This is a genomic window from Actinoplanes sp. NPDC023714 (assembly GCF_040639855.1).
Taxonomy (GTDB): Bacteria; Actinomycetota; Actinomycetes; order Mycobacteriales; family Micromonosporaceae; genus Actinoplanes.
Window position 1 is genome coordinate 1036845 of the sequence record NZ_JBFAAR010000002.1, and the last position, 23562, is coordinate 1060406.

At 70.5% G+C, this 23562-nt stretch carries 22 protein-coding genes and 1 pseudogene; 13 read left to right on the forward strand and 10 right to left on the reverse strand.

The window, feature by feature from the left end; translation table 11 throughout:
- Nucleotides 1-2: 2 nt before the first annotated feature.
- The 6 genes from AB0G10_RS12935 to AB0G10_RS12960 form a co-directional block, all read right to left on the reverse strand.
- Nucleotides 3-3500: a LamG-like jellyroll fold domain-containing protein gene (locus tag AB0G10_RS12935; protein ID WP_360919380.1), complete on the reverse strand. Its 3498-nt coding sequence runs from the start codon at nt 3498-3500 to the stop codon at nt 3-5.
- A gap of 11 nt (nt 3501-3511) precedes the next feature.
- Nucleotides 3512-6517 carry a DNRLRE domain-containing protein gene (locus tag AB0G10_RS12940; RefSeq protein WP_360919383.1) on the reverse strand — a complete coding sequence of 1002 codons (3006 nt, stop codon included), beginning with the start codon at nt 6515-6517 and terminating at the stop codon, nt 3512-3514.
- A 300-nt stretch (nt 6518-6817) separates the two neighbouring features.
- Nucleotides 6818-6985, reverse strand: a complete 168-nt coding sequence (locus tag AB0G10_RS12945; RefSeq protein WP_360920732.1) for an AlpA family phage regulatory protein — start codon at nt 6983-6985, stop codon at nt 6818-6820.
- A 35-nt stretch (nt 6986-7020) separates the two neighbouring features.
- On the reverse strand, nt 7021-7212 hold the full coding sequence (locus tag AB0G10_RS12950; RefSeq protein ID WP_360919386.1) for a DNA-binding protein: 192 nt from the start codon (nt 7210-7212) through the stop codon (nt 7021-7023).
- Between the two features lie 87 nt (nt 7213-7299).
- A complete protein-coding gene (locus AB0G10_RS12955; RefSeq protein WP_360919389.1) occupies nt 7300-8103 on the reverse strand; it encodes an alpha/beta hydrolase in 804 nt (267 codons plus the stop codon).
- Nucleotides 8104-8107: 4 nt separating this feature from the next.
- Nucleotides 8108-8866 (reverse strand): 3-hydroxybutyrate dehydrogenase, encoded by a 759-nt coding sequence (locus tag AB0G10_RS12960; RefSeq protein ID WP_360919392.1) that lies wholly within the window; start codon nt 8864-8866, stop codon nt 8108-8110.
- A gap of 123 nt (nt 8867-8989) precedes the next feature.
- On the opposite strand from AB0G10_RS12960, the gene AB0G10_RS12965 reads away from it, so the two are divergent.
- The 5 genes from AB0G10_RS12965 to AB0G10_RS12985 are packed head-to-tail and all read left to right on the forward strand — an operon-like array spanning nt 8990 to nt 13484.
- The gene (locus AB0G10_RS12965; RefSeq protein ID WP_360919395.1) at nt 8990-10138 is read left to right on the forward strand and encodes a substrate-binding domain-containing protein; all 1149 of its coding nucleotides are present in this window, start codon (nt 8990-8992) and stop codon (nt 10136-10138) included.
- Nucleotides 10135-10881 (forward strand): ABC transporter ATP-binding protein, encoded by a 747-nt coding sequence (locus AB0G10_RS12970; protein ID WP_360919398.1) that lies wholly within the window; start codon nt 10135-10137, stop codon nt 10879-10881. Before AB0G10_RS12965 ends, AB0G10_RS12970 begins: the two co-directional genes overlap by 4 nt.
- Nucleotides 10878-11579 (forward strand): ABC transporter ATP-binding protein, encoded by a 702-nt coding sequence (locus AB0G10_RS12975; protein WP_360919401.1) that lies wholly within the window; start codon nt 10878-10880, stop codon nt 11577-11579. Before AB0G10_RS12970 ends, AB0G10_RS12975 begins: the two co-directional genes overlap by 4 nt.
- Before the next feature lies 1 nt (nt 11580).
- Nucleotides 11581-12447 (forward strand): branched-chain amino acid ABC transporter permease, encoded by an 867-nt coding sequence (locus tag AB0G10_RS12980; protein WP_360919404.1) that lies wholly within the window; start codon nt 11581-11583, stop codon nt 12445-12447.
- The gene (locus AB0G10_RS12985) at nt 12444-13484 is read left to right on the forward strand and encodes a branched-chain amino acid ABC transporter permease (protein WP_360919407.1); all 1041 of its coding nucleotides are present in this window, start codon (nt 12444-12446) and stop codon (nt 13482-13484) included. Before AB0G10_RS12980 ends, AB0G10_RS12985 begins: the two co-directional genes overlap by 4 nt.
- Here the strand turns inward: AB0G10_RS12985 and AB0G10_RS12990 are convergent.
- Nucleotides 13412-14442, reverse strand: a pseudogene (locus tag AB0G10_RS12990) (epoxide hydrolase family protein). The gene AB0G10_RS12985 and the pseudogene AB0G10_RS12990 overlap by 73 nt on opposite strands.
- A gap of 119 nt (nt 14443-14561) precedes the next feature.
- On the opposite strand from AB0G10_RS12990, the gene AB0G10_RS12995 reads away from it, so the two are divergent.
- The 3 genes from AB0G10_RS12995 (at nt 14562) to AB0G10_RS13005 (ending at nt 18383) form a co-directional block, all read left to right on the forward strand.
- The gene (locus AB0G10_RS12995; protein WP_360919410.1) at nt 14562-16787 is read left to right on the forward strand and encodes a cellulose binding domain-containing protein; all 2226 of its coding nucleotides are present in this window, start codon (nt 14562-14564) and stop codon (nt 16785-16787) included.
- Nucleotides 16788-16859: 72 nt separating this feature from the next.
- A complete protein-coding gene (gene bla / locus AB0G10_RS13000; RefSeq protein ID WP_360919413.1) occupies nt 16860-17753 on the forward strand; it encodes a class A beta-lactamase in 894 nt (297 codons plus the stop codon).
- Between the two features lie 141 nt (nt 17754-17894).
- Nucleotides 17895-18383 (forward strand): AAA family ATPase, encoded by a 489-nt coding sequence (locus AB0G10_RS13005; protein ID WP_360919415.1) that lies wholly within the window; start codon nt 17895-17897, stop codon nt 18381-18383.
- Here the strand turns inward: AB0G10_RS13005 and AB0G10_RS13010 are convergent.
- Complete coding sequence (locus tag AB0G10_RS13010) at nt 18374-18967, reverse strand: TetR/AcrR family transcriptional regulator (protein WP_360919418.1); 594 nt, start codon at nt 18965-18967, stop codon at nt 18374-18376. The genes AB0G10_RS13005 and AB0G10_RS13010 overlap by 10 nt on opposite strands.
- A gap of 80 nt (nt 18968-19047) precedes the next feature.
- Here AB0G10_RS13010 and AB0G10_RS13015 point away from each other — a divergent pair, with 80 nt between their 5' ends.
- From AB0G10_RS13015 to AB0G10_RS13025, 3 genes are all read left to right on the forward strand, one after another.
- A complete protein-coding gene (locus AB0G10_RS13015) occupies nt 19048-19506 on the forward strand; it encodes a nuclear transport factor 2 family protein (protein WP_360919421.1) in 459 nt (152 codons plus the stop codon).
- Between the two features lie 170 nt (nt 19507-19676).
- The gene (locus tag AB0G10_RS13020) at nt 19677-20198 is read left to right on the forward strand and encodes a hypothetical protein (protein WP_360919424.1); all 522 of its coding nucleotides are present in this window, start codon (nt 19677-19679) and stop codon (nt 20196-20198) included.
- A 252-nt stretch (nt 20199-20450) separates the two neighbouring features.
- The gene (locus tag AB0G10_RS13025) at nt 20451-21047 is read left to right on the forward strand and encodes a DUF6082 family protein (protein WP_360919427.1); all 597 of its coding nucleotides are present in this window, start codon (nt 20451-20453) and stop codon (nt 21045-21047) included.
- 1 nt (nt 21048) lies between these two features.
- Here AB0G10_RS13025 and AB0G10_RS13030 read toward each other — a convergent pair whose 3' ends face one another.
- On the reverse strand, nt 21049-21498 hold the full coding sequence (locus AB0G10_RS13030; RefSeq protein WP_360919430.1) for a DUF397 domain-containing protein: 450 nt from the start codon (nt 21496-21498) through the stop codon (nt 21049-21051).
- A 33-nt stretch (nt 21499-21531) separates the two neighbouring features.
- On the opposite strand from AB0G10_RS13030, the gene AB0G10_RS13035 reads away from it, so the two are divergent.
- A complete protein-coding gene (locus tag AB0G10_RS13035; protein ID WP_360919433.1) occupies nt 21532-22410 on the forward strand; it encodes an RNA polymerase sigma-70 factor in 879 nt (292 codons plus the stop codon).
- 12 nt (nt 22411-22422) lie between these two features.
- Nucleotides 22423-22773 (forward strand): siderophore-interacting protein, encoded by a 351-nt coding sequence (locus AB0G10_RS13040; protein WP_360919436.1) that lies wholly within the window; start codon nt 22423-22425, stop codon nt 22771-22773.
- Nucleotides 22774-22777: 4 nt separating this feature from the next.
- Here the strand turns inward: AB0G10_RS13040 and AB0G10_RS13045 are convergent, their stop codons facing one another.
- Nucleotides 22778-23518, reverse strand: coding sequence for an SDR family oxidoreductase (locus tag AB0G10_RS13045; protein ID WP_360919439.1), 741 nt, complete (start codon nt 23516-23518; stop codon nt 22778-22780).
- Between the last annotated feature and the right edge of the window lie 44 nt (nt 23519-23562).

Here is a 23562-nt window from a genome sequence, read left to right on the forward strand (position 1 = left end):
GGTCAGAGCGGGAGCTGCTCGCGGGTCTGGATGCTGATCTTCTGGATCAGCACCGGGTCGGCGACGCCGTTGTAGACGCGGACGTCGTCCACGGCGCCGGACAGGAACTCCTTGAAGCCGTCGCCGAGGAAGGACCGGCCGATCTGTACGCCGCCGGTCGCCACGAACGGCGACACCAGCTCGATGGAGTCGACCGACTCGCCGTTGACGTAGAGCGTCAGCTCCCGGATGTAGCCGTTGTAGACCAGCGCCAGGTGGTCGCCCTTGCCGATGAGCCGGGGCCGTTCCTGCCCGCCGCGGCTCTCGAACTCGGGCGCCGCCGTGTCCGCGCCGGTGGTGGCCAGTTCCCAGCTGCCCTCGGCGTTGCAGCGCACGACGACCGGGCTGCTGTGCGCGCCCTTGAGCGAGAACACGGTCATCGGCTTGCCGGTGCAGCTGCTGCTGAGCTTCACGCGGGCGGAGACCGAGAAGCTGTTCGCCATGTCCGGGTTGACCGGCGCGGTGGCATAGCTGTTCGCCGTGCCGGTGAGCGCCAGGTGGCCGCCGCCGAGCAGGGACAGCGCCGCGTGCTTGTAGATGGTGGCGTCGGCGCCGAGGGTCAGGCCGGAGCCGCCCCGGTCCTCCGGCGAGACCTTCGCGGTCTCGGCGTTGAGCCGCCAGTACGCGAGCCGGGTCGGCGCGGTCTTCTTCAGGCCGGTGACCTCGGAGTCCAGGATCAGCCGGTCGAAGACCGAGACGTCGGCCATCGCGCCCTTCCAGTACGCGGTGTAGTCGCCCTTGTCCATCCGGCGGCCCAGCTGCAGCGCGCCGCGGGACCGGGTCAGCGACCGGCGCTGCGCCACCAGCGGGGCGGCGTCGCCGACGCGCAGCGACATGGTCCGGGTGACCTGGTCGTAGGAGGCCGCCACGTAGGTCCAGCCGGTGGTGGCCGCCGCGCCCCGGACCTGCCACATGCCCAGCGAGTTGACGTCGGTCATCGGCAGCTCGAAGATCCACGATCCGCCGGTGACGCCGAGGGTGAAGCCGGGCTCGCCGGAGCCGTCCTGGCTGACCGCGGTCTGGTGCCGGGACGGGTCGTCGACCCGGAACCAGCCGCTCACCGTGAAGCTGGCCGAGGTGTCCGGCAGCACCCGCGCCGCGGTGGACAGGTAGCCCTGCGCCGTGCCGTCGAAGACCGCCGCGGTGTCCGAGGTGCCGCCCGGGCCCTGGGCGCCGAAGGTCACGCCGTCGCCGGCGGTGGTGTCGTTGTCGCCGATCTGGTCCTCGGCGCCGAGCTCACCGGCCACCTCGGCGAGCGACCACTGCGCGGCCGGCGGGCGCTTGCCGACCCGGAACGTGCAGGACGCGATGCTGCTGGAGCGTCCGGCCTTGTCGACGGCCTGCACGTTGACGGTGCGCGGGCCCTCCTTGTCCGGGTACCAGTTCTTGAACGTGACCGGTCCCCCGGCGGTGGCCGGCTTCAGCACGTTCGTGGGCTGCGGGTTGGTGTTGAAGCCGTACCGGTACTCCACGACGTCGGTGGCCGCCGAGTCGAAGACGAAGTCGCCGGGCACGCCGATCGAGCCGAGCCACTCGTCGCTCTCGACGCAGGCCGGGGCCGCCGTGGTGCCGTTGTCGGCGGCGTCCTGCGGCAGGTAGACCGCCGAGTCGACGTCCGGTGCGGCCGGGCTGGTCTTGTCGTACAGGAACTGGCAGGGGTTGCGGGTGCCGTCGGTGCTCCACGGTCCCCAGCTGGTGTTGTCGCTGGCCCGGACCTCCCAGGAGATCAGCACGTTCTGCGGGATGTCGCCGGGCACCTGGTACGTGAACTGCGAGCCGCTGGCCTTGAGACCGGTGGTGTAGCTGCGGGTCTGCAGGGTGCCGCCGGGCGGCGTCCAGGTCACCTTGAACTCGGCCTTGACCTGCTCGGTGTGCGCCGAGGAGTGGTCCGGGTCGCGCAGGATCGCCTTGACCACCGGCGGGACGTCGACGTACGGGGCGGCGGTGCTGCCGTACACGCACTGGCCGCCGGGCGACATCGTGAGCTCGTTCAGGTTCGGGATCAGCGGCGCCCGGTTGTAGCGCACCGAGAGCAGGCCGTTGTCACAGAACCGCTTGCTGTGGGTGTACTCGCTCTCGTTTGTCGCCTTGAGGCCGAGGATGACCGAGCCGAGCTTCTCCGACACGGCCCGGTCGAGGGCCTTCTTCGCGTTGAAGCCGACGTTCTGGTTCGTCGAGGTGCAGCTGCCCTGGGTGCTGGTCGGCGACTTGGTCTCCAGGAACGTGTTGTTGCTCCAGTCCGCGCCACCGGGCTGGTTGTTCCAGTTCGTCGCCGAGTTGATCTTCGAGGTGGGCGGCATCATGTAGAGCGACGCGGCCCGCGCCGTGGAGTTCCAGGCGTGCTGCATGGTGACCCGGAACTCGGCGGACAGGATCGTCTTGCCGGTGTACGGCGTGGACATCTGGTAGAACAGCCGCTTCACCTTGGAGCTGTTGCACGACTCCGGGCACAGGCCGATGCGCTCGTGCCGCTTGCCGTCGAACTTCCAGTACTCCTCGTTCGGGTAGCCGCTGTCGACCATGGCCCAGCCGCTGTTGGTGTTGGTCTGCCACACCGGGTCGATGTAGAGGGGGAACCGGTCCTCCTCGGCGTCGAGCATGGCGGCGTCCGGGACCAGCGACAGGGTCTCCCCGCTGATCTTCAGGTCGACGTCGGCCACCTCGGAGGCGTCACCGGGACCCTCGGCGTCGGCTTTCACCCCAGCGCCCGTTTCATCCGAGGAGGAACCGCTGTCCCACATGGTCGGCGCGTCGGCCTCCATGACCGGGTTGCCGGTGGCGGGGTCGAGCGCGACCACCCCGCCGGTCTCCGTCTCCTGGATGTCCAGGCCCTCACCGGTCACCCCGAGCTTGAGGTTCTGCAGCTCGGGCAGCTCCGCGGCCTCCGGCGTCTTCACCACGAGCACGTGCGAGAAGCCCTCGGTGGTCACGTTGGCGACCAGGTCGACGTCCGGGAAGACGTTCGGGTACGTGAGGTGGTCGCCCTCGGCCGTGGCCGGCGGCAGGTTCCCGTACGGCCAGGTCAGCGTCATGCTGGTCTGGTCGCGGGTGACGACCATGAGCGGTTTGTCGCCGCCCGGCGACAGCCGCATGCCGAGCAGCGCCGCGGCCGGGCTGAACGTGCCGTCGTCGCCCGGCTTCAGGGTGGCGTCGGCCGGCACCCAGGTGTCGCCCTGGGTGACCCGGACCGGCTGGGCGTGGTCGTTCGCGATCAGCGTGCCGTCCGGCTGGGCGAACACGTCGCGGTACTCGGTGCGGTGCGCGAGCACCTCCACCGGCTGCTGCAGGGTGCGGGCCGCGACCAGGGCCTCGGCCTCGGTGTCCCGGACCGGGTCGGTCTCGGCCGCGAGCGCGGCGGGCACCGGCAGCGCCGCCGGGGCGGGCTGCGCCACGTACGCGAGCGTGGACACCAGGCCGGCCAGGCCCAGGACCAGGCCGAGTGCTGTGCTGTTCTTCCTCATCTGCTTCCGCCTCAGCCGTTCGTGGTGCTGTGGGTGATCGCGGGCGTGGTGGTGCCGGCCGCCAGGTCGGACCAGGCGAAGCCGTACACCGCGGGGTTCTCGCTCCACGGGGTGCCGACCCACAGGTGGGTGGCGCCGGCCGTGAGCGACGTGCCGAGCAGCCGGCCGGCTTCCGGGGTGCCCTCGATGATCACGGGAGCCGGGACCGGGTCGGTCAGCGCCGGATAGATCCGGACCTGCCCGGAGTCCGGGCTGTCGGCGACGTCGCGCCCCGGCGCTCCCGCCGCGATGAACGAGGTGTTCACCACCGCCACCGACTCACCGAAGTAGTCGCCCTCCACCGGCGTCCCGCTGAACGGCGTCATCTCGGTGAACGTCGCCGCCGCGGTGACCCGGAACCGCTGCACCATGCCGCCGTCGGCCACCGACGTGTCCTCACCCGGCACACCGACCACGACCAGCGAGTCCGTGGTGCCGGCGAACGGCGCGACCGCCACCGACTTGCCCATGGTGTCGTTCGCCTCGGCGACGTCGGCGATGCCCGCGGTGTCCTGCTGCAGGTTCGCGGCCAGCTTCGGCAGGCCGTTGACCAGCTCCCAGCTGCTGAACACGTTCGCCACCCCGGCGAACTCGGCGGCGCCGATCGCCTCGCCGGGCGAGCCGATCACGAAGTGGTTCGCCGAGGCCGCCACCGCGTAGCCGTTCTGGTCGTCGACCTCCGACGAGCCGGGGATCGGCGTGCCGGACTGCAGCAGCAGGTTCAGCGTGCCGCGGTAGTAGTGCGCCACCCCGGCGTCGACCACCGTGCCGACGTCCTCACCGGGCACGCCGACCACCAGGTACGACTGGCCCTGCGGGGTGCGCGCGCCGGCCACCGCGTAGCCGAAGTAGTCGTAGCCCTCCGCGGTCTCCGGGGTCGACCCGGCGTCCTGGTGGTAGGTGAACGCCGCCGGCCCCCTGTTCAGGCCGGCCGGGGCGCCGAACAGCAGGTACGCCGCGCCGGCGTTCACGACGGTGCCGAGGTCCTGGTAGGGCACGCCGACGGCGAGGTCGGTGCAGCCGTCGTTGTTGGCGTCGTACGCCGAGACGGCGAACCCGAACTGGTCACCGGACTCCACAGTGGTGTCGGTGAGGACCTGCCGCTCCCCCGTGCCGCCGTAGACGACGGTGACCCGGCCGGCCGAGGCCTTGCCGTCGACAGTGGCGCGCGGCTCGGTCAGCGCCACGTCGGCCACCCCGTCACCGTTGAAGTCGGAGGCGGTGCCCGGCGTGCAGCCGGCCACCGGCGGCGCCGTGTCGTACACGGTCATCTCGCAGAAACCGGTGAACACGTCGCTGCCCGAGGTGCCGTCGGAGGCTTTGACCCGCCACTTGTAGGAGCCGCCCTCAGCGAACGCGCCGGCCGGGACCGTCACGGTCGCGGTGCCGCCGGTCGCCACCGACGCGACCGAGGCCGAGCCGATCGCCGCGGTGCCGTTGACCGCCCACCACTCGAACGTGGTGGTCATGGCGGTGCCGTCGGCGTCCGTGACGGTCGCCTTGAGCTGCGGGGTCAGCGAGTTGACGAGCGGCCGGGAGGCGCCGGTGACGCAGCTGGTCGCCGGGACCGTGGCCCGCGCCGAGACGACCGGGCGGGAGTTGTAGGTGATCGACGCCTTCGGGTCCTCGGAGGCGGCCGCGCCCTCGCGGGAGCGGAACTGCTTGAACCCGGCGGTCGCGGTCTCGTTCACGGCGCGCACGCCCATGCCGGCCCGCGTCTTGTTCGCGTTCGCGGCCTTCTGGAAGAACGTGGTGCCGCTGATCGTGGCCCACGCGTCGGCGCAGTCGGTCGAGCCGTGTGTCGCCGTCGACGTGGCGTCGGCGGTCGCGTCCCAGGCCGGCTGGCTGGTGAACCGGGTGGTGTAGGTCGAGGTGCCGGTCGTGTAGATGGCCCACGGCGTGGCCGTGCAGGTGTGCGACCAGTAGTTCCAGAACGACACCGTCGCCGCGGTGATCTGCTTGCCCGCCAGGACCGTGGTGTCCCAGGTCAGGAACGATCGGGTCAGCGTCGCCGGGGTGGTGGCGAGCAGGCCGATCTGCAGATCGCCCTCGGCGTTCTGGTCGGTGGTGACGGTCTCCCGCACGTACGTGTCGAAGGTCGTGACCGCCGGGTTCAGCGTCGGGTCGACGGTGACCGGGTACTGCGTCTCCGGATCGTCGAGCCAGGCCCGGTCCGGGGTGAGGGTGAGCTCGCGGCCGGTCAGCGTGGTCGTCACCGGCTTGCGCAGCGCCGGGTCGCCGGCCGGGGTCCGCCGCGCGTCCCACATGAGCGGGGCCGGGATCCGGAACGACTCCTTGCCGTCCTGGCCGAGCAGCCCGATCGAGCCGTCGGCGTTCTGCTTCGCGGTCGCCGCGCCGGGCCCGTCGAAGCCGAGCGTGACGCTCTCGAACGCGCCGCGCGACTTGACGATCAGGTACTGCTCGAAGCCCTGCCGGGTCGACTCGACCACGAGGTCCACGCCCGGCTTGGCGTCCACATAGGTGGCCCGGTTGCCCTCGACGACCGGCGCCGGCAGCGCGCCGGTCCAGCGCATCGCCACCCGCTTCGCGCCGACGCCCACCGCGGCGAGGTCGTGCACGCCCTCGCCCTGCTTCCCGGAGATGGTCAGGTCGCCGGGGTGCGCGATCGCCTCGACCGTGCCGTCCGCGGTGGTCCGCAGGTTCTGGTCGACGGCCACCCAGGCGCCGTCGCGGCGGAAACGCTGCATGCCGGTGGAGATGTCGGCCCGGAACCGGCCGTCCGGCAGCGCGTACACCTCGGTCGTCTCGGAGGTGAGCCCGGTGACCCGCACCTCCGCGCCGCTCTCCCGGGCCGCGCGCGAGGCGTCGGCCTCACCGGCGATCCCGTTGATGCCGGCCGCCACGTTCCGCCCGTCGTCCTGCCCGCGCACGACGGCGGTCGTACCGGCGGCGGCGAGCAGCAGGACCAGGGAAGTGGTGAGAATCGTCCGCCTGTGCCGTTTCCGGGCAGGCGTCATCGACAAGCGGCGTGGAGCCACCTGGATACCCCCGTGTTGATCGATGGATTGCGGGGGAACCATAAGGGTTCTGATCTATTCGGCCAAGGTCACGCAGGGTGCCACCGAACGGTCCTCACCGGACACTGGGGACGATCAAGCTCATTGATGAACGTGCAGGCCGCACTCCACAATCCAGGATCCGTTCCGACCCTGCCGCCCGGCACGCACGGTGATCTCGCCTCACCGAGGACCTCGGATTTCCCCCTGTGATTTAGACCACAGATCATGGGTACGAGGGAAGCGCCGCCCCGCGCCGTCCTACTTCCGGCGGTAGGAAGCGATCCACTCCTCCACGTCCTCGGTGAGCCACACCTTGCCCTGCGCCAGCCACGCGATCGGTTCCGGGAAGCTCGCGTGGTTGGTCAGCTGGTAGACGCGCTGCCGGGTGAGACCGCCCAGCCGCGCCCGGACCTCGTGCGCCCCCATCAGCACCGGCGCCTTCCGCTCCACGCGCGCACCCCTCAATCCCGCCGGTGCTCGGCCATCCACTCCTCCACCTGCGACGCCAGCCACACCTTGCCCTGGGCCAGTTCCACGATCGGCTTCGGGAAGTCCGGCCGGGTGGTGATCTGGTAGGCCCGCTGCCGGCTCACCCCACCCAGCCGGTCACGGATCTCCTGCGTACCCATGAGCAGAGGGCCGTCGCTGTCCATGCCCACGACTATAGGTTCGAAGCAACTTGTCCCGCGATCAGCCGAGCGAGGGATGCGTCGTGGCAAGGCCCCGGAAACGCCGATGGCTCAGGCGACCATGCCGGCGATCCGGTCGGCGACCACAGTCGCTCCCTCGGTGAGGATCGTGTAGTGGTTGACGTCCGGGACCAGTTCGGCGTCGTGGCCGGTCAGCTGGTGGGCGCGATACAGACCACCCTCCTCGTCGGCCAGGCCTCGGGGTGCCCAGAGCAGCGGGTGGCCGGCCGGGATGGGGTGGCGCAGCATGTCGGTGGCGTCGGCGCGGATGGCGGTGATGTTGCAGGTGGAGCCGGAACCGGTGAAGTCGCGGAGGATGTAGGCCTCCAGGTCGGCGTCCCAGTGGTCGCCGATCGCCGGGTTCGCCCGGAAATAGTCGACATAGGAGGCGAAGTCCGGGAAGCGAAGGGACAATCGCCGGATCGCCGGGCCGATCACCGCCTCCAGGGCCGCGTCCACGTCGACGGACGCGGGCACGCCGAGGTTCACCCCGCCGTCGACCATCAGCACCGGGCCGACCCGGGACGGATGGCGGTCCGCGGTGGCGGCGACCACGAACGCGCCCATCGAATGGCCTACCAGCAGCGGGCGGGAGGCCCCGAAGTGGTCGGCCACGGCGATCAGGTCGTCGGCGTGGGCGGCCATGCCGAACGGCGGGGGCAGTGACGCGCTGAGCGCCCGCCCGCGCAGGTCGGGCGCCACCAGGTGGACGCGACCGTCCAGGGCTCGGGCCACGGCGGCCCAGGACATCGCGTTGGCGGTGATGCCGTGGGCCGCGATCACGAGCGGGCCGTCGGAGGGCCAGCTCAGGACGGCCAGGTCGCCGCCATCAACCCGTACACATGAATTGATCATGGAATCAGTGTGCCGTCCATCCACCGTCGATCACGATCGACGAGCCGGTGATGAGGGAGGCCGGCGGGCTGCACAGGTACGCGACCGCCTCGGCCACGTCGGACGGCTCGATGAGCTGTTTGATCGCGGCCCGGTTCAGCATGATCTTCTCGATCACCTCGGTGGGCGGGATGCCGTGCAGGTCGGCCTGGTCGGCGATCTGCCGGTCGACCAGCGGGGTACGGACGAACGCCGGGTTCACGCAGTTCGAGGTGACCCCGTGCCCGGCCCCCTCCAGCGCGGTCACCTTGGAGAGCCCTTCGAGACCGTGCTTGGCGGCCACGTAGGCGGCCTTGTACGGCGACGCGATCAGCCCGTGCACCGAGGAGATGTTCACGATCCGGCCCCAGCCGCGGGCGTACATGTGCGGCAGCACCGCCCGGACCAGCCGGAACGGCGCCTCCACCATGACCCGCTGGATCAGCGAGAACCGGTCCGGCGGGAAGTCCGGCAGCGGCGACACCACCTGGAGCCCGGCGTTGTTGATCAGCACGTCGACCTCCGACGGCAGATCGTCCAGCTCGTCCAGTTCGGATAGGTCGGCTACCAGCGCCCGGCCGCCGATCCCGGCGGCCACCTCCTTGGCGGACCGCTCGTCGACATCCACCACCAGCACCTCGGCGCCGGCCGCGGCCAACCGGGTGGCGCACGCCCGCCCGATGCCGCTGCCCGCGCCGGTGACCAGCGCCGTCCGACCCGTAAGGTCCACAGAGACCGTCGTCATGACCGCCGACCGTACGGACCGGCGACTGCCGGGGACATGTGCGCCGGCCACACAGGACCGGCCTCGGACATGTGATCGGCGCGGGTGGCCCGGCTCACATCGACGCTCCTAGCGTGTCCCGACATGAAGCCGAAACATCTCGGGGCGCTGCTCGCAGCCGTCACGATCACCCTTACCGCCTGCGGCAGCCCGCAGGCCGCGACCGACGGCGCGCTGAACGTGGGCGTCGTCTACTCCCAGTCCGGGCCGCTCGCCGGCTACGGCGCCCAGTACGCCGAGGGGTTCAAGGCCGGCCTCGCCTACGCCACCGGCAACACCGGCAGGATCGGCGACAAGACGATCAACGTGACGTACGCGGACGACGCCGGTGACCCGGTCAAGGCGGTCTCGGCCGCGAAGGACCTGATCGGCAAGGGCTACAAGGTCCTCGCCGGGTCGACCAGTTCCGGGGTGGCGCTGCAGGTGGCGCCGCTCGCCGCCGAGAACAGGGTGCTGTTCGTGTCCGGCCCGGCCGCTACCGACGCGATCACCGGCGCCAACAGATACACGTTCCGGTCGGGGCGGCAGTCGTACCAGGACGTGCAGACCGCGAAGGCGTACCTGGGCGACGGCCGGAAGGTGCTGGTCTTCGCCCCGGACTCGGCGTTCGGCAAGTCCAACGTCGAAGCGGTGAAGAACGTCCTGGGACAGCAGGCCACCGTCACCGACATCGCCGTGCCGGCCACCGCCACCGACTTCACCCCGTTCGCCAACCAGGTCAGGGACGCGAAGCCCGACCTGGTCTTCGTGGCCTGGGCCGGCACCACCGCGGGCGCCATGTGGCAGGCCCTCGACCAGCAGGGTGTCCTCGCCTCCACGAAGGTCGTGACCGGCCTCGACATCCGGGCCTCGTGGGCCGGCTTCGGCGCGGGCGGCACCAAGCTGAACCTGCTCGCGCACTACTTCGACGGCGCCGCCGACAACCCCGCCTACCAGGCCCTCAAGCAGGCCGTGCCGGGCGGGAGGACCGACCTGTTCCACCCGGACGGCTTCGCCGCGGCGCAGATGATCGTGCACGCGCTGGAGGCCGGGCCGGACGACGCCGACACAATGGTGGCCGCGCTGGAGGGCTACAGCTTCGACTCGGTGAAGGGCACGCTCACCGTCCGGGCCGGGGATCACGCGCTGCTGCAGCCGATGTTCCAGGCCAAGCTGACCGGTTCGGGGGACGCCCTCACCGCCACGCCGACCGGCACGATCGCCGCGGACGACGCCGCGCCGCCCGCGCGATGACCGCTCTCGCCGTGCAGGGGGTGTCGTGGCGGATCGGCGCCGTGCCGATCGTCGACGACGTCACCCTGCACCTCGCGCCGGACGAGTTCATCGCCGTGATCGGGCCCAACGGCGCCGGCAAGACCTCCCTGTTCAACCTGATCAGCGGCCTGCGCAGGCCCAGCGCCGGGACCGTCACGCTGGCCGGCGAGGACGTGACCGGGCTGCCGGTGCACCGCCGGGCCCGGCGCGGGCTCGGCCGCACGTTCCAGTCCTCGGCGGTCTTCGGCTCGCTCACCGTGACCGAGAACGTCGCCCTCGCGGTGCAGGCGCGCCGCGGTGGCGCCATGCGCTGCCTGCGCCGGCGGTCCGACCGGAGCGTCACCGAACGGGCCGCCGGGATCCTGGCGGAGGTGCGCCTCGAGGACCGCGCGGACCGGAGCGCGGGCGACCTCGCGCACGGCGAGAAACGCAAGCTGGAGATCGCCCTGCTGCTCGCCGCGGAACCGTCGGTGCTGCTGCTGGACGAGCCGATGGCCGGGGTCAGCCTCGAGGAGGTGCCGGCGCTGACCGAGGTGATCCGCGGGCTGACCGCCGGCACCGGCCGCAGCGTGCTGATGGTCGAGCACCACATGGACGCGGTGCTCGACCTCGCCGACCGGGTCGCGGTGCTGCACCACGGCGCGCTGCTGGCCTGCGACTCCCCGGACGCCGTGATGGCCGATCCCTTCGTACAGAAGGCTTATCTGGGAGAAAACCTGTGAGCGGGCCCGTGCTCGAGGTCAGCGACCTCTCGGTCCGCCTCGGCGGTTCGCACATCCTGCAGGGCGTCACCTTCGACGTCGCCCCCACCGGCGTGACCGCGCTTCTCGGCCGCAACGGCGTCGGCAAGACCACCACGCTGCGGGCGTTGATGGGCGAAATTCCAGGTCAAGGGCGCATTGTGTACGAGGGGAAGCCCGCGCTCGGCCGCCCGACGCACCGCCTCGTGCGCGACGGGCTGGCCTACGTCCCGGAGGACCGGTGCGTCTTCGCCGGGCTGACCGTCGCCGAGAACCTGCGCCTCGCCGAACGCGTGCCGGACCCCGACTACGCCCTGGTCCACGAGCTGTTCCCGGAGTTGAAGCAGCGGGCCGGCCAGCGCGCCGGCACCCTGTCCGGCGGCCAGCAGCAGATGGTCGCGATCGCCCGGGTGCTGCTCAACCCGAACCGGCTGCTGCTCGTCGACGAGCCGACGAAGGGCCTCGCCCCGGCCGTGGTGAGCGCGGTCGCCACGGTGCTCGGGCGCGTCGCGGAACGCGTACCGATCCTGCTCGTCGAACAGAACCTGGCGGTGGTCCGCGCGCTCGCCACCGACGCGGTCGTCATCGAATCCGGCCGGGTGGCCTGGCGGGGCGGCGCCGGCGACCTGCTCGGCGACGGCGACGCCACCCGTTCCCTGCTCGGTGTCGGGAGGCACTGACGTGACCACCGTGATCCTGCTGACGCTGACCGGGCTGGGCCTGGCCGCGCTCTACTTCCTGATCGCCTCCGGGCTGTCGCTGGTCTTCGGGCTGGCCGGGGTGCTGAACTTCGCGCACGGGCTGTTCCTGTCGATCGGCGCGTACGCGACCTGGTGGGCGGCGCCGCACTTCGGCCTGCCGCTCGCCGTCGTGTTCGGTGTCGCGGTGGCCGCCGCGACCGGCGCGCTCACCGAGCTCGTGCTGATCCGGCCGCTCTACACCCGGCACACCGAACAGGTCCTGGTCACCGTCGGGCTCTCGCTCGCCGGGGTCGCGCTGCTGCAGTCGATCTGGGGCGCCGACGCCCGCGTCTACCCGCGCCCGGCCTGGGCGTCCGAGGTGACCGCGGTGCTCGGCGCGCAGGTGCCGGACGACCGGTTCCTGCTGATCGGCGCGGCCGTGCTGGTGCTGGCCGGCCTGCTCGCGTTCCTCCGCTTCACCCGGTACGGCCTGGTGATCCGGGCCGGCGTGGAGAACCGGGCCATGGTCAGCGCGCTCGGCATCGACGTGCGCCGGGCGTTCACGCTGGTGTTCGCGATCGGCGGGGCCCTCGCCGGGCTCGCCGGCATCCTCGGCGGCATGTACTTCAGCGCCGTCTCCCCCGGCCAGGGCGCCTCGATGCTGATCTTCGCGTTCATCGTGGTGGTCATCGGCGGCCTCGGCTCGGTCACCGGCTCGGCGGTCGCCGCCGTCGCGGTCGGCCTGCTCCAGCAGTTCGTCAACTACTACGGCGCGGCCGGCGCCGGCGACGTCAGCGTGGTCGTGCTGCTCGCCGTCGTCCTGCTGCTGCGCCCGGCCGGCATCGCCGGGAAGGTGGCCACCGCGTGAAGGCGTTCCTCGTGCTCCTGGTCGCGGCGGTCCTGCCGTACGGGGCCTTCTCGATCCCGGGTGTCTTCGACGGCCCGGTCAACTCCCCCGGCACCCTGCAACTGCTCGCGGTCTGCCTGGTCTTCGGCGGCCTGGCGCTGAGCTACGACCTGCTGTTCGGCCGGGCCGGGCTGCTCAGTTTCGGTCACGCGCTCTACATCGCGGCCGGCGCGTACGGCGTCGACATCCTGGTGAGCCACTACGGCTGGCCGCTGTGGGGCGCCACGCTCGCCGCGGTGCTCGCCGCCGGCCTGCTCGCCGCGCTGCTCGGCTCGGTCGCGCTGCGCACCTCCGGGATCGCCTTCTCCATGGTGACGCTCGCCTTCGCGCAGGTCGGGCACATCGTGGTGAACCGGGACCCGGGCGGGCTGACCGGCGGCGAGGAGGGTCTGCCCCTCGTCACCGCCGGTCTCCCGGGCGCGCTCGTCGGCGTCGTCAACACGGTCAACCTGTACTGGCTGGCGCTGGCGTTCCTCACCGTCGTGGTGCTGGTCGTGCACACGATCGACAGGGCGCCGCTGGGCCGGACGCTGACCGGCCTGCGCGACGACGAGCGCCGGATCGCGGTGCTCGGGATCAACCCGTACGTTCTGAAGCTCCTCGCCTTCGTCGTGGCCGGCACCCTCGCGGCGCTCGGCGGCGTCGTCTACGCCCTGGTGGTCGGCGGCGTCTCCCCGCACATCGCGTCGTCCGAGCTGACCCTCTCACTGATCGTCATGGCGGTCCTCGGCGGCGCCGGCACGAAGTGGGGCGCGGTCATCGGCGGCATCCTGTACGCCTACCTCGACCAGCGGCTCGCCCGCCTCGGCGGGTCGCTGCCGGGGCCGCTCGGGGAACCGCTGTTCGTGCTCGGCACCCTGTTCGTCCTGGCCGTCTACTTCGCGCCGGGCGGGGTGACCGCGCTGGGCGGCCGGCTCGCGCCCGCTCACCGCACCTTCCTGAAGAACGTCCGGACGTCGTCGACGAGCGGGGCGGGTGCTTCCATGGCGAGGAAGTGACCGCCCCGGCCCAGCTCGGTCCAGTGCACGACGTGGTGGTCCCGCTCGGCCCACCGCCGGATCGCGTTGTCCTGGCCGGACACCAGGACGCCGGTCGGCACCGTCCCCCGCCGTCCGCCCGTTTGCGGGCTCCCGGAGAACTCCTCGTAGTAGATCTGGGCGGCGGAGGCGGCGGTGCCGGTCAGCCAGTAGATCGACACGCCGGTGAGGATGCGGTCTGCGGCCGCTTGGCGTTACACCGCAGGTAGCCGTCGTTCGGGTCCTGCATCTGCTGCCAGCGCTGCCGGTCGGTCATACTGAGGCCGTCGAACTCCCCGTTCTGCCCGTCCTTTTCGGACGGCAGGGTGACCATCGCGGTGACGTGGACGCCGGCGACGCGCTCCGGACAGCGCGCGCCGATCCTCGGGGCGATCCACGCGCCCCAGTCGTAGCCGTGGACGCCGTATCGCTCGTACCCGAGAAGCTCCTGCAGTGTCGCGAGGATCCCGGCCACCCTGGTCGCGTCCATCCCCGTCCCGGCCAGCGGGGTGGAGAAACCGAAGCCCGGCAGCGACGGGATCACCAGATGGAAGGCGTCGGCCGGATCGCCACCGTGGCCGCGCGGATCGGACAGCGGGCCGATGACGTCGAGGTAGTCGGCCACCGTCCCGGGCCAGCCGTGCAGCAGGAGCAGTGGCGTGGCGTCCGGCTCGGGCGAGCGCACGTGCAGGAAGTGCACGTTCTGCCCGTCGATGGTGGTCTGGTACTGCTCGTATCGGTTGAGGGCCGCCTCGTGCGTCCGCCAGTCGTAGCCGGTGCGCCAGTGGTCGGCCAGCTCCCGCAGGTAGCCGCCCGGGACGCCGCGGCTCCAGCCGACGCCGGGCAGTTCGGCCGGCCATCGGGTGTTCGCGAGGCGGGCGTGCAGGTCGTCGAGGTGCTGCTGCGGGATGTCGATGCGGAACGGGCGGAGGTTCGTCATGCGGGCGACGCTAGGTCTTGATCAGGTCACTTCCTGACCGCAGACGATGGAGCATCCATTGAAACGTGTCTTATGCTGGGAGCGCTCCCATCCATCGTCGTCTATCAGAGAGATCGACAATGGCACTCCCCCGAAAGATCGCCGCCACCGTCCTCGCCGTCGTCACCACCGGCGCCGGCATCGTCATCGCCTCGCGCGCGGACGCCGCCGCGGGCTGCGCCGTCAAGTACACCGTCAGCAACACCTGGCCGGGCGGCTTCGGCGCCGCCGTCGACGTCACCAACCTGGGCGACGCCGTCAACGGCTGGACCCTCACGTTCGCTCTCCCCGGCGGACAGGTCATCTCGCAGCTGTGGAACGGCGTCGTCACCCAGTCCGGCGCGAACGTCAGCGTCAAGGACGCCGGTTACAACGCCTCGCTGGCCACGAACGCCACCACGAGCTTCGGATTCAACAGCTCGGGTACGGCGGTGACGCCGTCCTCGTTCAGCCTCAACGGCACCGTCTGCACGGGTGGCGTGGCACCGACCGGCTCGCCGTCCACCTCGCCGCCCACCTCGCCGCCCACCTCGCCGCCCACCTCGCCGTCCGCCTCGCCCTCGACCCCGCCGCCCGCCACCGGGCCGGTGGCCGTCGGCGGCAAGCAGCTCGAGCGCCTCGACCGGGGCGTGGTCAGCGTCCGCTCCGGCAGCGGCAACCTGGTCAGCTGGCGGCTGCTCGGGAACGATCCGAGCGGCGTGGCGTTCAACGTCTACCGCGGCGGCACCAGGATCTCACCGTCTCCGATCACCAGCTCGACGAACTACCTCGACTCGGGCGCGGCGGCGAACGCGGTCTACACCGTCCGCGCGGTCGTCGGCGGTGTCGAACAATCCGACTCCCCCGCGTCGCTCACCTTCGCGAACGGCTACCTCGACGTTCCGCTGAGCATTCCGGCCGGCGGGACCACCCCGTCCGGCGAGGCCTACACGTACGTCGCCAACGACGCGTCCGTCGGTGACCTCGACGGGGACGGGCAGTACGAGGTCGTCCTCAAGTGGGATCCGACGAACGCCAAGGACAACTCGCAGTCCGGGTACACCGGCAACGTCTTCGTCGACGCGTACCGGCTGAACGGCACCCGGCTGTGGCGCATCGACCTGGGCCGCAACATCCGGGCCGGCGCCCACTACACCCAGTTCCAGGTGTTCGACTACGACGGCGACGGCCGGGCCGAGGTCGCCATGAAGACCGCCGACGGCACCCGGGACGGCGCCGGCACGGTGATCGGCAGCTCGTCCGCCGACCACCGCAACTCCTCCGGCTACGTGCTGGCCGGCCCCGAGTTCCTGACCATGTTCAACGGCCAGACCGGGCGGGCGCTCTCGACCGTGAACTACGTGCCGGCACGCGGGACCGTGTCGAGCTGGGGCGACTCGTACGGGAACCGGGTCGACCGCTTCCTGGCCGGCACCGCCTATCTCGACGGCGCCCGGCCGTCGCTGATCATGGCGCGCGGCTACTACACCCGCGCCGTGGTCGCCGCGTGGGACTTCCGCAACGGCGCGCTGACCCAGCGCTGGGTGTTCGACAGCAACGCCTCGGGCAACAGCGGATGGGCCGGACAGGGCAACCACCAGCTCTCGGTCGCCGACGTGGACGGCGACGGCAAGCACGAGATCATCTACGGCGCCGCGGCGATCGACGACAACGGCGCCCGGCTGTGGAACACCGGCAACGGCCACGGCGACGCCATGCACGTCGGTGACCTCGACCCGTCCCGTACCGGTCTGGAGGAATTCAAGGTCGACGAGGACGGCAGCAAGCCCTCGTCGTGGATGGCGGACGCCCGGACCGGCCAGATCATCTGGTCCACGCCCGCCAGCGGCGACAACGGCCGTGGCGTCTCCGCCGACATCTGGTCCGGCAGCGCCGGCGCCGAGTCGTGGTCGTCCGCCGTGGACGGCGTCCGCAACCCGAAGGGCGCCGTGGTCGCCGGTCGCAAGCCGAGCTCGGCCAACTTCGTGATCTGGTGGGACGGCGACGCGACCCGCGAACTGCTCGATCAGACCCGGATCGACAAGTACGGCACCAGCGCCGACACCCGCCTGCTGACCGGCAGCGACGTGCACTCCAACAACGGCACGAAGGCCACCCCGTCGCTCTCCGCCGACCTGTTCGGCGACTGGCGCGAGGAGGTCATCTGGCCGACGTCGAACAACACCGCGCTGCGGATCTACAGCACGCCGATCACGACCGACCGCCGGGTGGTGTCGCTGATGCACGACCCGCAGTACCGCGAGGCGATCGCCTGGCAGAACACCGCCTACAACCAGCCGCCGCACCCCAGCTTCGCCATCCAGTGACCGCCTGAGATTCCGGCGAGCCGGGCCCCGTCACCGGGGTCCGGCTCGCACCGGGGTTGCATGATCGAGGACATGAAGCGTGCCATTCCGCTCCTGCTCGCCGGGACGCTGCTGGCGGGCTGCGGCGCCACCCCTTCGAATCCGCCGCCCGTGCCGTCTCCGTCTTCACCGTCCACGCAACCCTCCGTCGACACGCGCCCGTTCGCCGAGCTTGAACGCCGCTTCGGCGCCCGGCTGGGGGTGTACGCCGTCGACACCGGGACCGGCCGGACCGTCACGCACCGCGCCGACGAGCGCTTCGCGCACGCGTCCACCTTCAAGGCGCTGCTGGCCGGGGTGCTGCTCGGCCGCCTGTCCGACGACGACCTGCGGCGCGTCGTCGACTACACCGAGGAGGACCTGCTGGACTGGGCGCCGGTGACCGCGGAACACGTCGGCGCCGGGATGTCCGTCGACGCCCTCATCGCGGCCGCGGTGCAGTACAGCGACAACACGGCGGCGAATCTGCTGCTCGACGAGGTCGGCGGTCCGCGCGGGCTCCAGCGGGCCCTGCGCGACATCGGCGACGGCACCACCCGCGTCGACCGCCGCGAACCCGCCCTGAACGAGGCGGCTCCGGGCGACGAGCGGGACACCAGCACACCCCGCGCGCTCGGCACCGACCTGCGCCGATTCGTACTCGGCGATCTTCTGCCCTCATCGCGCCGGCAGAGGTTGACCAGCCTGCTCGTCGGGAACACGACCGGTGACCCCTACATCCGGGCCGGTGTGCCCGACGGGTGGCGGGTCGGCGACAAGACCGGCAGTGGAGGGTACGGCACCCGCAACGACATCGCCGTCGTCTGGCCGCCGGCCGCGAGCCCACTGATCATCGCGGTCCAGTCCGACCGCGGGAAGCCCGGCGCCGCGTCCGACGACGCCCTGATCGCCGAGGCGACCGCGGCGGTGCTCGCCGGGCTCACGTGACACGCCGTTGTACGCCGACCGGATGGTTACATTGAAGATTGTCTTAAACAGGCTCACGATCAAGGCGCCGAAGCCTTAACGTCCGAGACATTGGCGGGATCTTCGCCGCGTCCGCACCACAGCCGTTGGAGAGCTGGTTTGATGCGTAGATTGCTGATCGTCACGCGGGGCATCCCGGCAGCGGGCAAGACCACCCGCGCCCTGCAGTGGGTTGCCGAGGATCCCGAGCACCGTGCGCGGGTGGGAACCGACGAGATCGCCGCCATGCTCCATCCGCAGATCGTGGCGGGCGACGACGACGGGTACACGATGCACTACGCCCGGCGTGAGCAACTGGTCGTCCAGTCGGCGATCGAGGCGCTGCTGCGCAACGGGATAGACGTCGTGTGCGACGACACCTTCCTGCTGCCGGACTACCTCGACGCCGCTCGCGAGCTCGCCCACCGCTGCGGCGCCGACCTGATCGTCTGGGACATGACCGACATCGACGTCGACGAGTGCATCGCCCGCGACCGGCAGCGCCGCAAGATCGGGCACCGCGCCGTCGGCGAGGCGACGATCCGGATGAAGCATCAGCTGCTGTCCCAGCACCAGCCGCTCGCCGCGGCCGGAGCGCGCGGTCAGGATTGAGGTTTGTGTAGAACGCGGAGGGCATCGAGGGCGACCGCGGTGAGAACGCCGCGGCCGACGCCGGCGCGGCCGAGCAGCTCCATTCCGCGGGTGACGGCGACGAAGTAGACCGCCAGCGATTGCACGTTCGCGTCCTCCGGCAGATCGCCGTCCGCCCGGGCGTGTTCCAGGCATTGCGCATAGACCCCGGCGAGCTGTTCGATGCCGGCTTTCGTGGCCGCCGAAAGAGGGTCGTCCTCGCCGGTCGATTCGACGAGCGCGCGTGTGGTGAGCGAGACGCGCCGATCGCTGCTGCTGAACTCGATAGCCATCCGGAGCATGTGGCCCCGGATCTGCTCCAGCGCCGAGGCGTCGTCGTGGCCGAGCGCTTCCGAGACGGCGCGCGCCGCCTCCTCCCGATCCTCGGAGAGCGCCCGGAGGAACAATTCCCGCTTGCCGCCGAACGCGTTGTAGAGGCTCTGCTTCCCCAGGCCGGTCGCCCGCACCAGGTCATCCAGCGTGGCGGCGGCGAGGCCGTGCACGGCGAACACCTCGCTGGCGCTGCTGACGACATCACTCTCGACGAACTTGCGGGGACGAGCCATGTGAGCCACCTTACGTTATTGACCATCTAGTCAAAAACTTGCTAGCGTGCATTCGTCGTCATCGACTCGAGGAGAGTGGAATGAGAAGCAACGAAGACGTCGTTCGCGAGGCATACCGGCTGGCGGAAGGAGACGTCCTCGACGGAACCGGTTTCCGCGCCCTGTTCACCGAGGACGGGACGTTCAACGACGTACCGAATGCGATGACATTCCGCGGGGATGAGATTCCGCACGCACTGGCCGGTTTGGCCGGTGTCTTTCCGGACATCCACCGGGAACTGCTCGAAGTGCATGCGATAGGTGATGTCGTCGCCGTCGAACTGCGCATTCAGGGAACGCATCTCGGCGCCTTCCCGACCCCGATCGGCGAGATCCGCCCGACCGGCAACCGCATCGACGTGCCGACGGCGGACCTCTGGTATCTCCGCGACGGGAAGATCGAGAGGTTCAACTGCTACAACGCGGCCAATGTGCTGCTCGGCCAGATCGGGGCCGTCCCCGACTTCGCGGCGGCGATCGAGGCCGCCGCCGGCGCGTAGCTCTTCCTGCAACGTGGTGCTGGCCGGCACGGTCCGGTTGCCGCGCGACGCGACCAGCATGCGGATCATCCGCGCCGGCCGCACACTGCTCGAACGTGCCGCATCCGCCCATCCTCCGCGAGCCCGGCTGACCTGCCGACGCCGCCGGATCAGCGCAGGACCGCGAGACGGTGACATGGGACGCCGATCACCTTGATGGCGCCGGTCTGCAGTTCATCGTGGCGTTCGACCCACACGGTGACGAGAGCGGGCGACCGGTCTCCTTGGTCACGCCCGGCAGCAGCCAGGCGGTCGGCTTCGGGCATCTCCCGGGCGGAAACGCCCTGCCGTATCGCCGCGCTGTACAGCGACGGCTTCCACACCGTGCAGGCGTCCAACCCTTCGTGCCCGTTGCCGGCGCCCGTGTAAGGCTCTCATCCTCATCCCTCGTCTACACGCAGACCGTGCTCGCCGATCAGCTGACCACACTGCAGGGTCAAGGTCTCTGGCTGGATGACGACAGCCTGGAGATCGGAGACTTGGCGTGGCACTCGTCGATCGATGGCGACCTCGGCCGCGGCGCGGCGGTGCCGATGACGGTGCGCCGGCCGCCAAGGACGTCCGGTGCAGGAAGGGTCTGCTGCTGCGCCGAAACAGTGCGCGCGAATAGGCAGGCGAGGCGCCATTCCGTAGACCTGTTTGGTGTATCGTGATGATTGCACCGAAGTGCAAGTTGCATGTTCGCGAGTCGCTAGCTGGCAGGGTGCCATACGGCAGATAGCTCTATGGCTGACATGATGCGCATGAATGAATAATTGCTGTTCGCCACTCACGCGCCGATAATCGTCGGAAGACGGCGGCGTTGGGAGTTCACCATGGCGACTGGCAGACGAAATGGATCTGGCGCTCCGATTCAGCGAAGACCGAGTCTTTGGGCGCTGCTCTGCATCCTTGCCGTCCTTGCCGTGATCGGCGTCGCGCTATCGCCGGTCATACTGCAACTGGCGTTCAGCGGGACTCGCCTCGACCACACCGCTGTCGGCGACGTCGGTCAGGCCTATGGCGCCGCATCGGCGATGGTTGCAGTGGCAGCACTGGCCGCCGTGACCGCTTCCATGATCCTACAGTGGCAGCAAGTCCGAGCGATGCGCCTGCAACTACTGGACGAGACGACAGACGAGCTGGTCAAACTCGCTATGGTCAATGCTAATTATCGACAATGTTGGGGCGCACGGGTCTCACCGGATCATGTCAGCGAAGACCTCTTCTACTACTGCCAGAGGCTGGTGAAACTGTGGACCGACTCGTGGGAGCAACAAAAGATCGACGAGCCGCTGGCCCGCGCATATCTGCGTAGTTTCTTCGACAGCGAAGTTCCGCGCATGTTCTGGGAGAGGACCGGTGATTGGCATCGCCCCGGGCCGGCGCGCGACCATAGGGATCAGTTTCGGGTCATCGTGAACGAGGAATACTTGCGAGCCCTTCACGCGGGACCGCCGAGCCGCCCATTCGAGCAGTTTTCATCGCTCAACGCCGAGACGGATAGAACGACCGGAGCCTGACTCAGCGTTGCAGTGCACCAGACTTGAGGCTCACCAATAGATCGCGCCATTGACCCGGCGACAGGGCGAGGATCACGCTCGGCTCTGTCGAGTTGCGGAGCAGGATCTGCTGGTCGCGAAGACTCACCTCAACGCAGTGAGACTCTCCAACGCATCGGGAGCTGCGCCGCCAATCGTCGCGTCGGCTGTCAAGCATGGTTCTGTGGCTCCTTGATGCGGCGAAGGATAATTCCGACAAATCTGAAAGTAGGCCAGAAGTCCTTATTACGCAATCCACTCGTCCGCGAGTCGTTTGCGCAGAGTACCGACGCCCAAGCCTAGAGTCCCGGCTCGCGTCCAGAGCGACACGGACCGCCCGTCCGTCGTTCACCCATAGGGGAAGGGGTGGATCGAGTGGCGTGGCGCGGGTCACGCCCGAGGACGTCACAACGCGCGGCGGTCGCCGGTCCATGCCTGAGGATGAGACAGCCGGAAGGGGGCGACCATGGACCTGAATGACCTGGACGAGGCCGCGACCGTGTTCACGCGGGTGCGCCCGCGCCTGTTCGGGATCGCCTATCGGATGCTCGGCAGCGCCGCCGAGGCCGAGGATCTGGTGCAGGACGTGTGGTTGCGCTGGCAGGACTACGATCGCGCCACGGTGCGGGAGCCGGCCGCGTTCCTGGCCACGACGACGACCCGATTGGCGATCAACACCCTTCAATCGGCAAGGGTACGAAGGGAGACGTACGTCGGCCCGTGGCTGCCCGAGCCGGTCGACACGTCCGCCGATCCGTACCTGGGTGCGGAGACCGGCGAGGCCCTCGAGTACGCCGTGCTGATCCTGCTCGAGCGGCTGACACCCACCGAGCGGGCGGCCTATGTGCTGCGGGAGGCGTTCGATTATCCGTACCCTCAGATGGCCTTGATCCTGCAGACCAGCGAGGCGAACGTGCGTCAGCTGGTGAGCCGGGCCCGCAGGCATGTGACCGGCGAACGCAAGGCGCCCGTCGACGTCGCGGCCCAGCGCGAGCTGCTGAGCACCTTCATCACGGCGGCCCGCGCCGGCGATCTCGCGGGCCTGGAGAGACTCTTCGCGGCCGGCGTCGCCAGCATCACCGACGGCAACGGCGCCAAGCACGCGGCCCGCCGGGTGGTCGTGGGCGCGACCCCGGTGGCGAGGTTCATCGCGGCGTTCTCCTCGTTCTGGTGGGACGGTGTCGAGGCCCGGTTCGTCACCGTCAACGGCCGGCCCGCCGCGGTGCTGGAGCACGCCGGCGGCGTCAAGGCGATGCTGACCCTCACCGCGTCGGCGGACGGCATCGATCACCTGCTGTGGCTGATGAACCCGGACAAGATCGCGGCGTTCCGCCCTGCGTCCTGAGGCGGATCCTCCATGGAGACCATGCTCCGCCTGGCCGCCGCATGCGCCGCCGGTGACCTGGGCGCGGCCGAGGCGCTGCTGGCCGCCGACGTGGTGGCGGTCTGCGACGGCGGCGGGCCGGCGCCGGGCGCCGCGGATCCGGTGCGCGGCAGCGGTGCGGTGGCGCTGCTGCTCATCGGGGTGCTGGGCCGGCCCGGCGCCGATCTGAGCGTGGCGAGCGTGAACGGGCGGCCGGGGCTCGTGTCGCGCCGCCCGGACGGCACGGCCGTGGCCGTGGTCGCCGCCCGGTGCGGCACGACACGCGTGTCAGCGCTGTGGATCGTGCTGAATCCGGCGAAGCTGCGGGGCTGGCACCGCCGGTGACCGGCTACCCCTGGGACGCCAGCCACTCCCGGAACGTGGTCGAGGCGAGGTGGGCGCCGTTCCCGGCGATCAGCGCGTCGCCCGGCACCGCCGCGAACATGCCCGCCGCCGGGTCCAGCACGACCGGCCGCCCGTCGCCCTTCGCCGCGAGCGCGATCCGGCCGAGCTCGTCGAGGGTGAACACCTCCGGACCGGCGACGTCGCGGTAGCCGTTGAGCGGCGCGCCGGCGCTGACCTTCGCCACCTCGGCGGCGATGTCGGCGGAGGCGAGCGGCTGAACCGGGGTGGCCGGCAGGCGCACGGTGTTCTCGTCGGAGGTCCACGACAGCACCGCCGGCACGAACTCGAAGAACTGCGTGGCCCGGACGATCGACCACGGCACCGGCCCGGCCTTGAGGATGTCCTCCTGCAGCACCTTGGCCCGGTAGTAGTCCAGGCCCGGCACCCGGTCGACCCCGACGATCGACAGGATCACCGCGTGCCCGACGCCCTGCCGCTGCGCCGCGGCGACCATGGTGCCCATCGTCGTCCGGAAGAACTCCGGCGACTTGTCGTCGAAGGTCGGCGAGTTGGTCAGGTTCACCACCACGCCGGCGCCCCGCAGACCGTCGTCGAGCCCGGCGCCGGTGAGCAGGTCGACACCGTTCGACGGCGAGAGCGGCACCGCCTCGTGCCCGTGCGCCGTGAGCAGCCGGACGACCTGGGAGCCGATGAGGCCGGTACCGCCCAGCACTGCGATCTTCATGTTCTTCCCCTTCGTTGTCACTGACTCGTCACCCGCTCAGACCG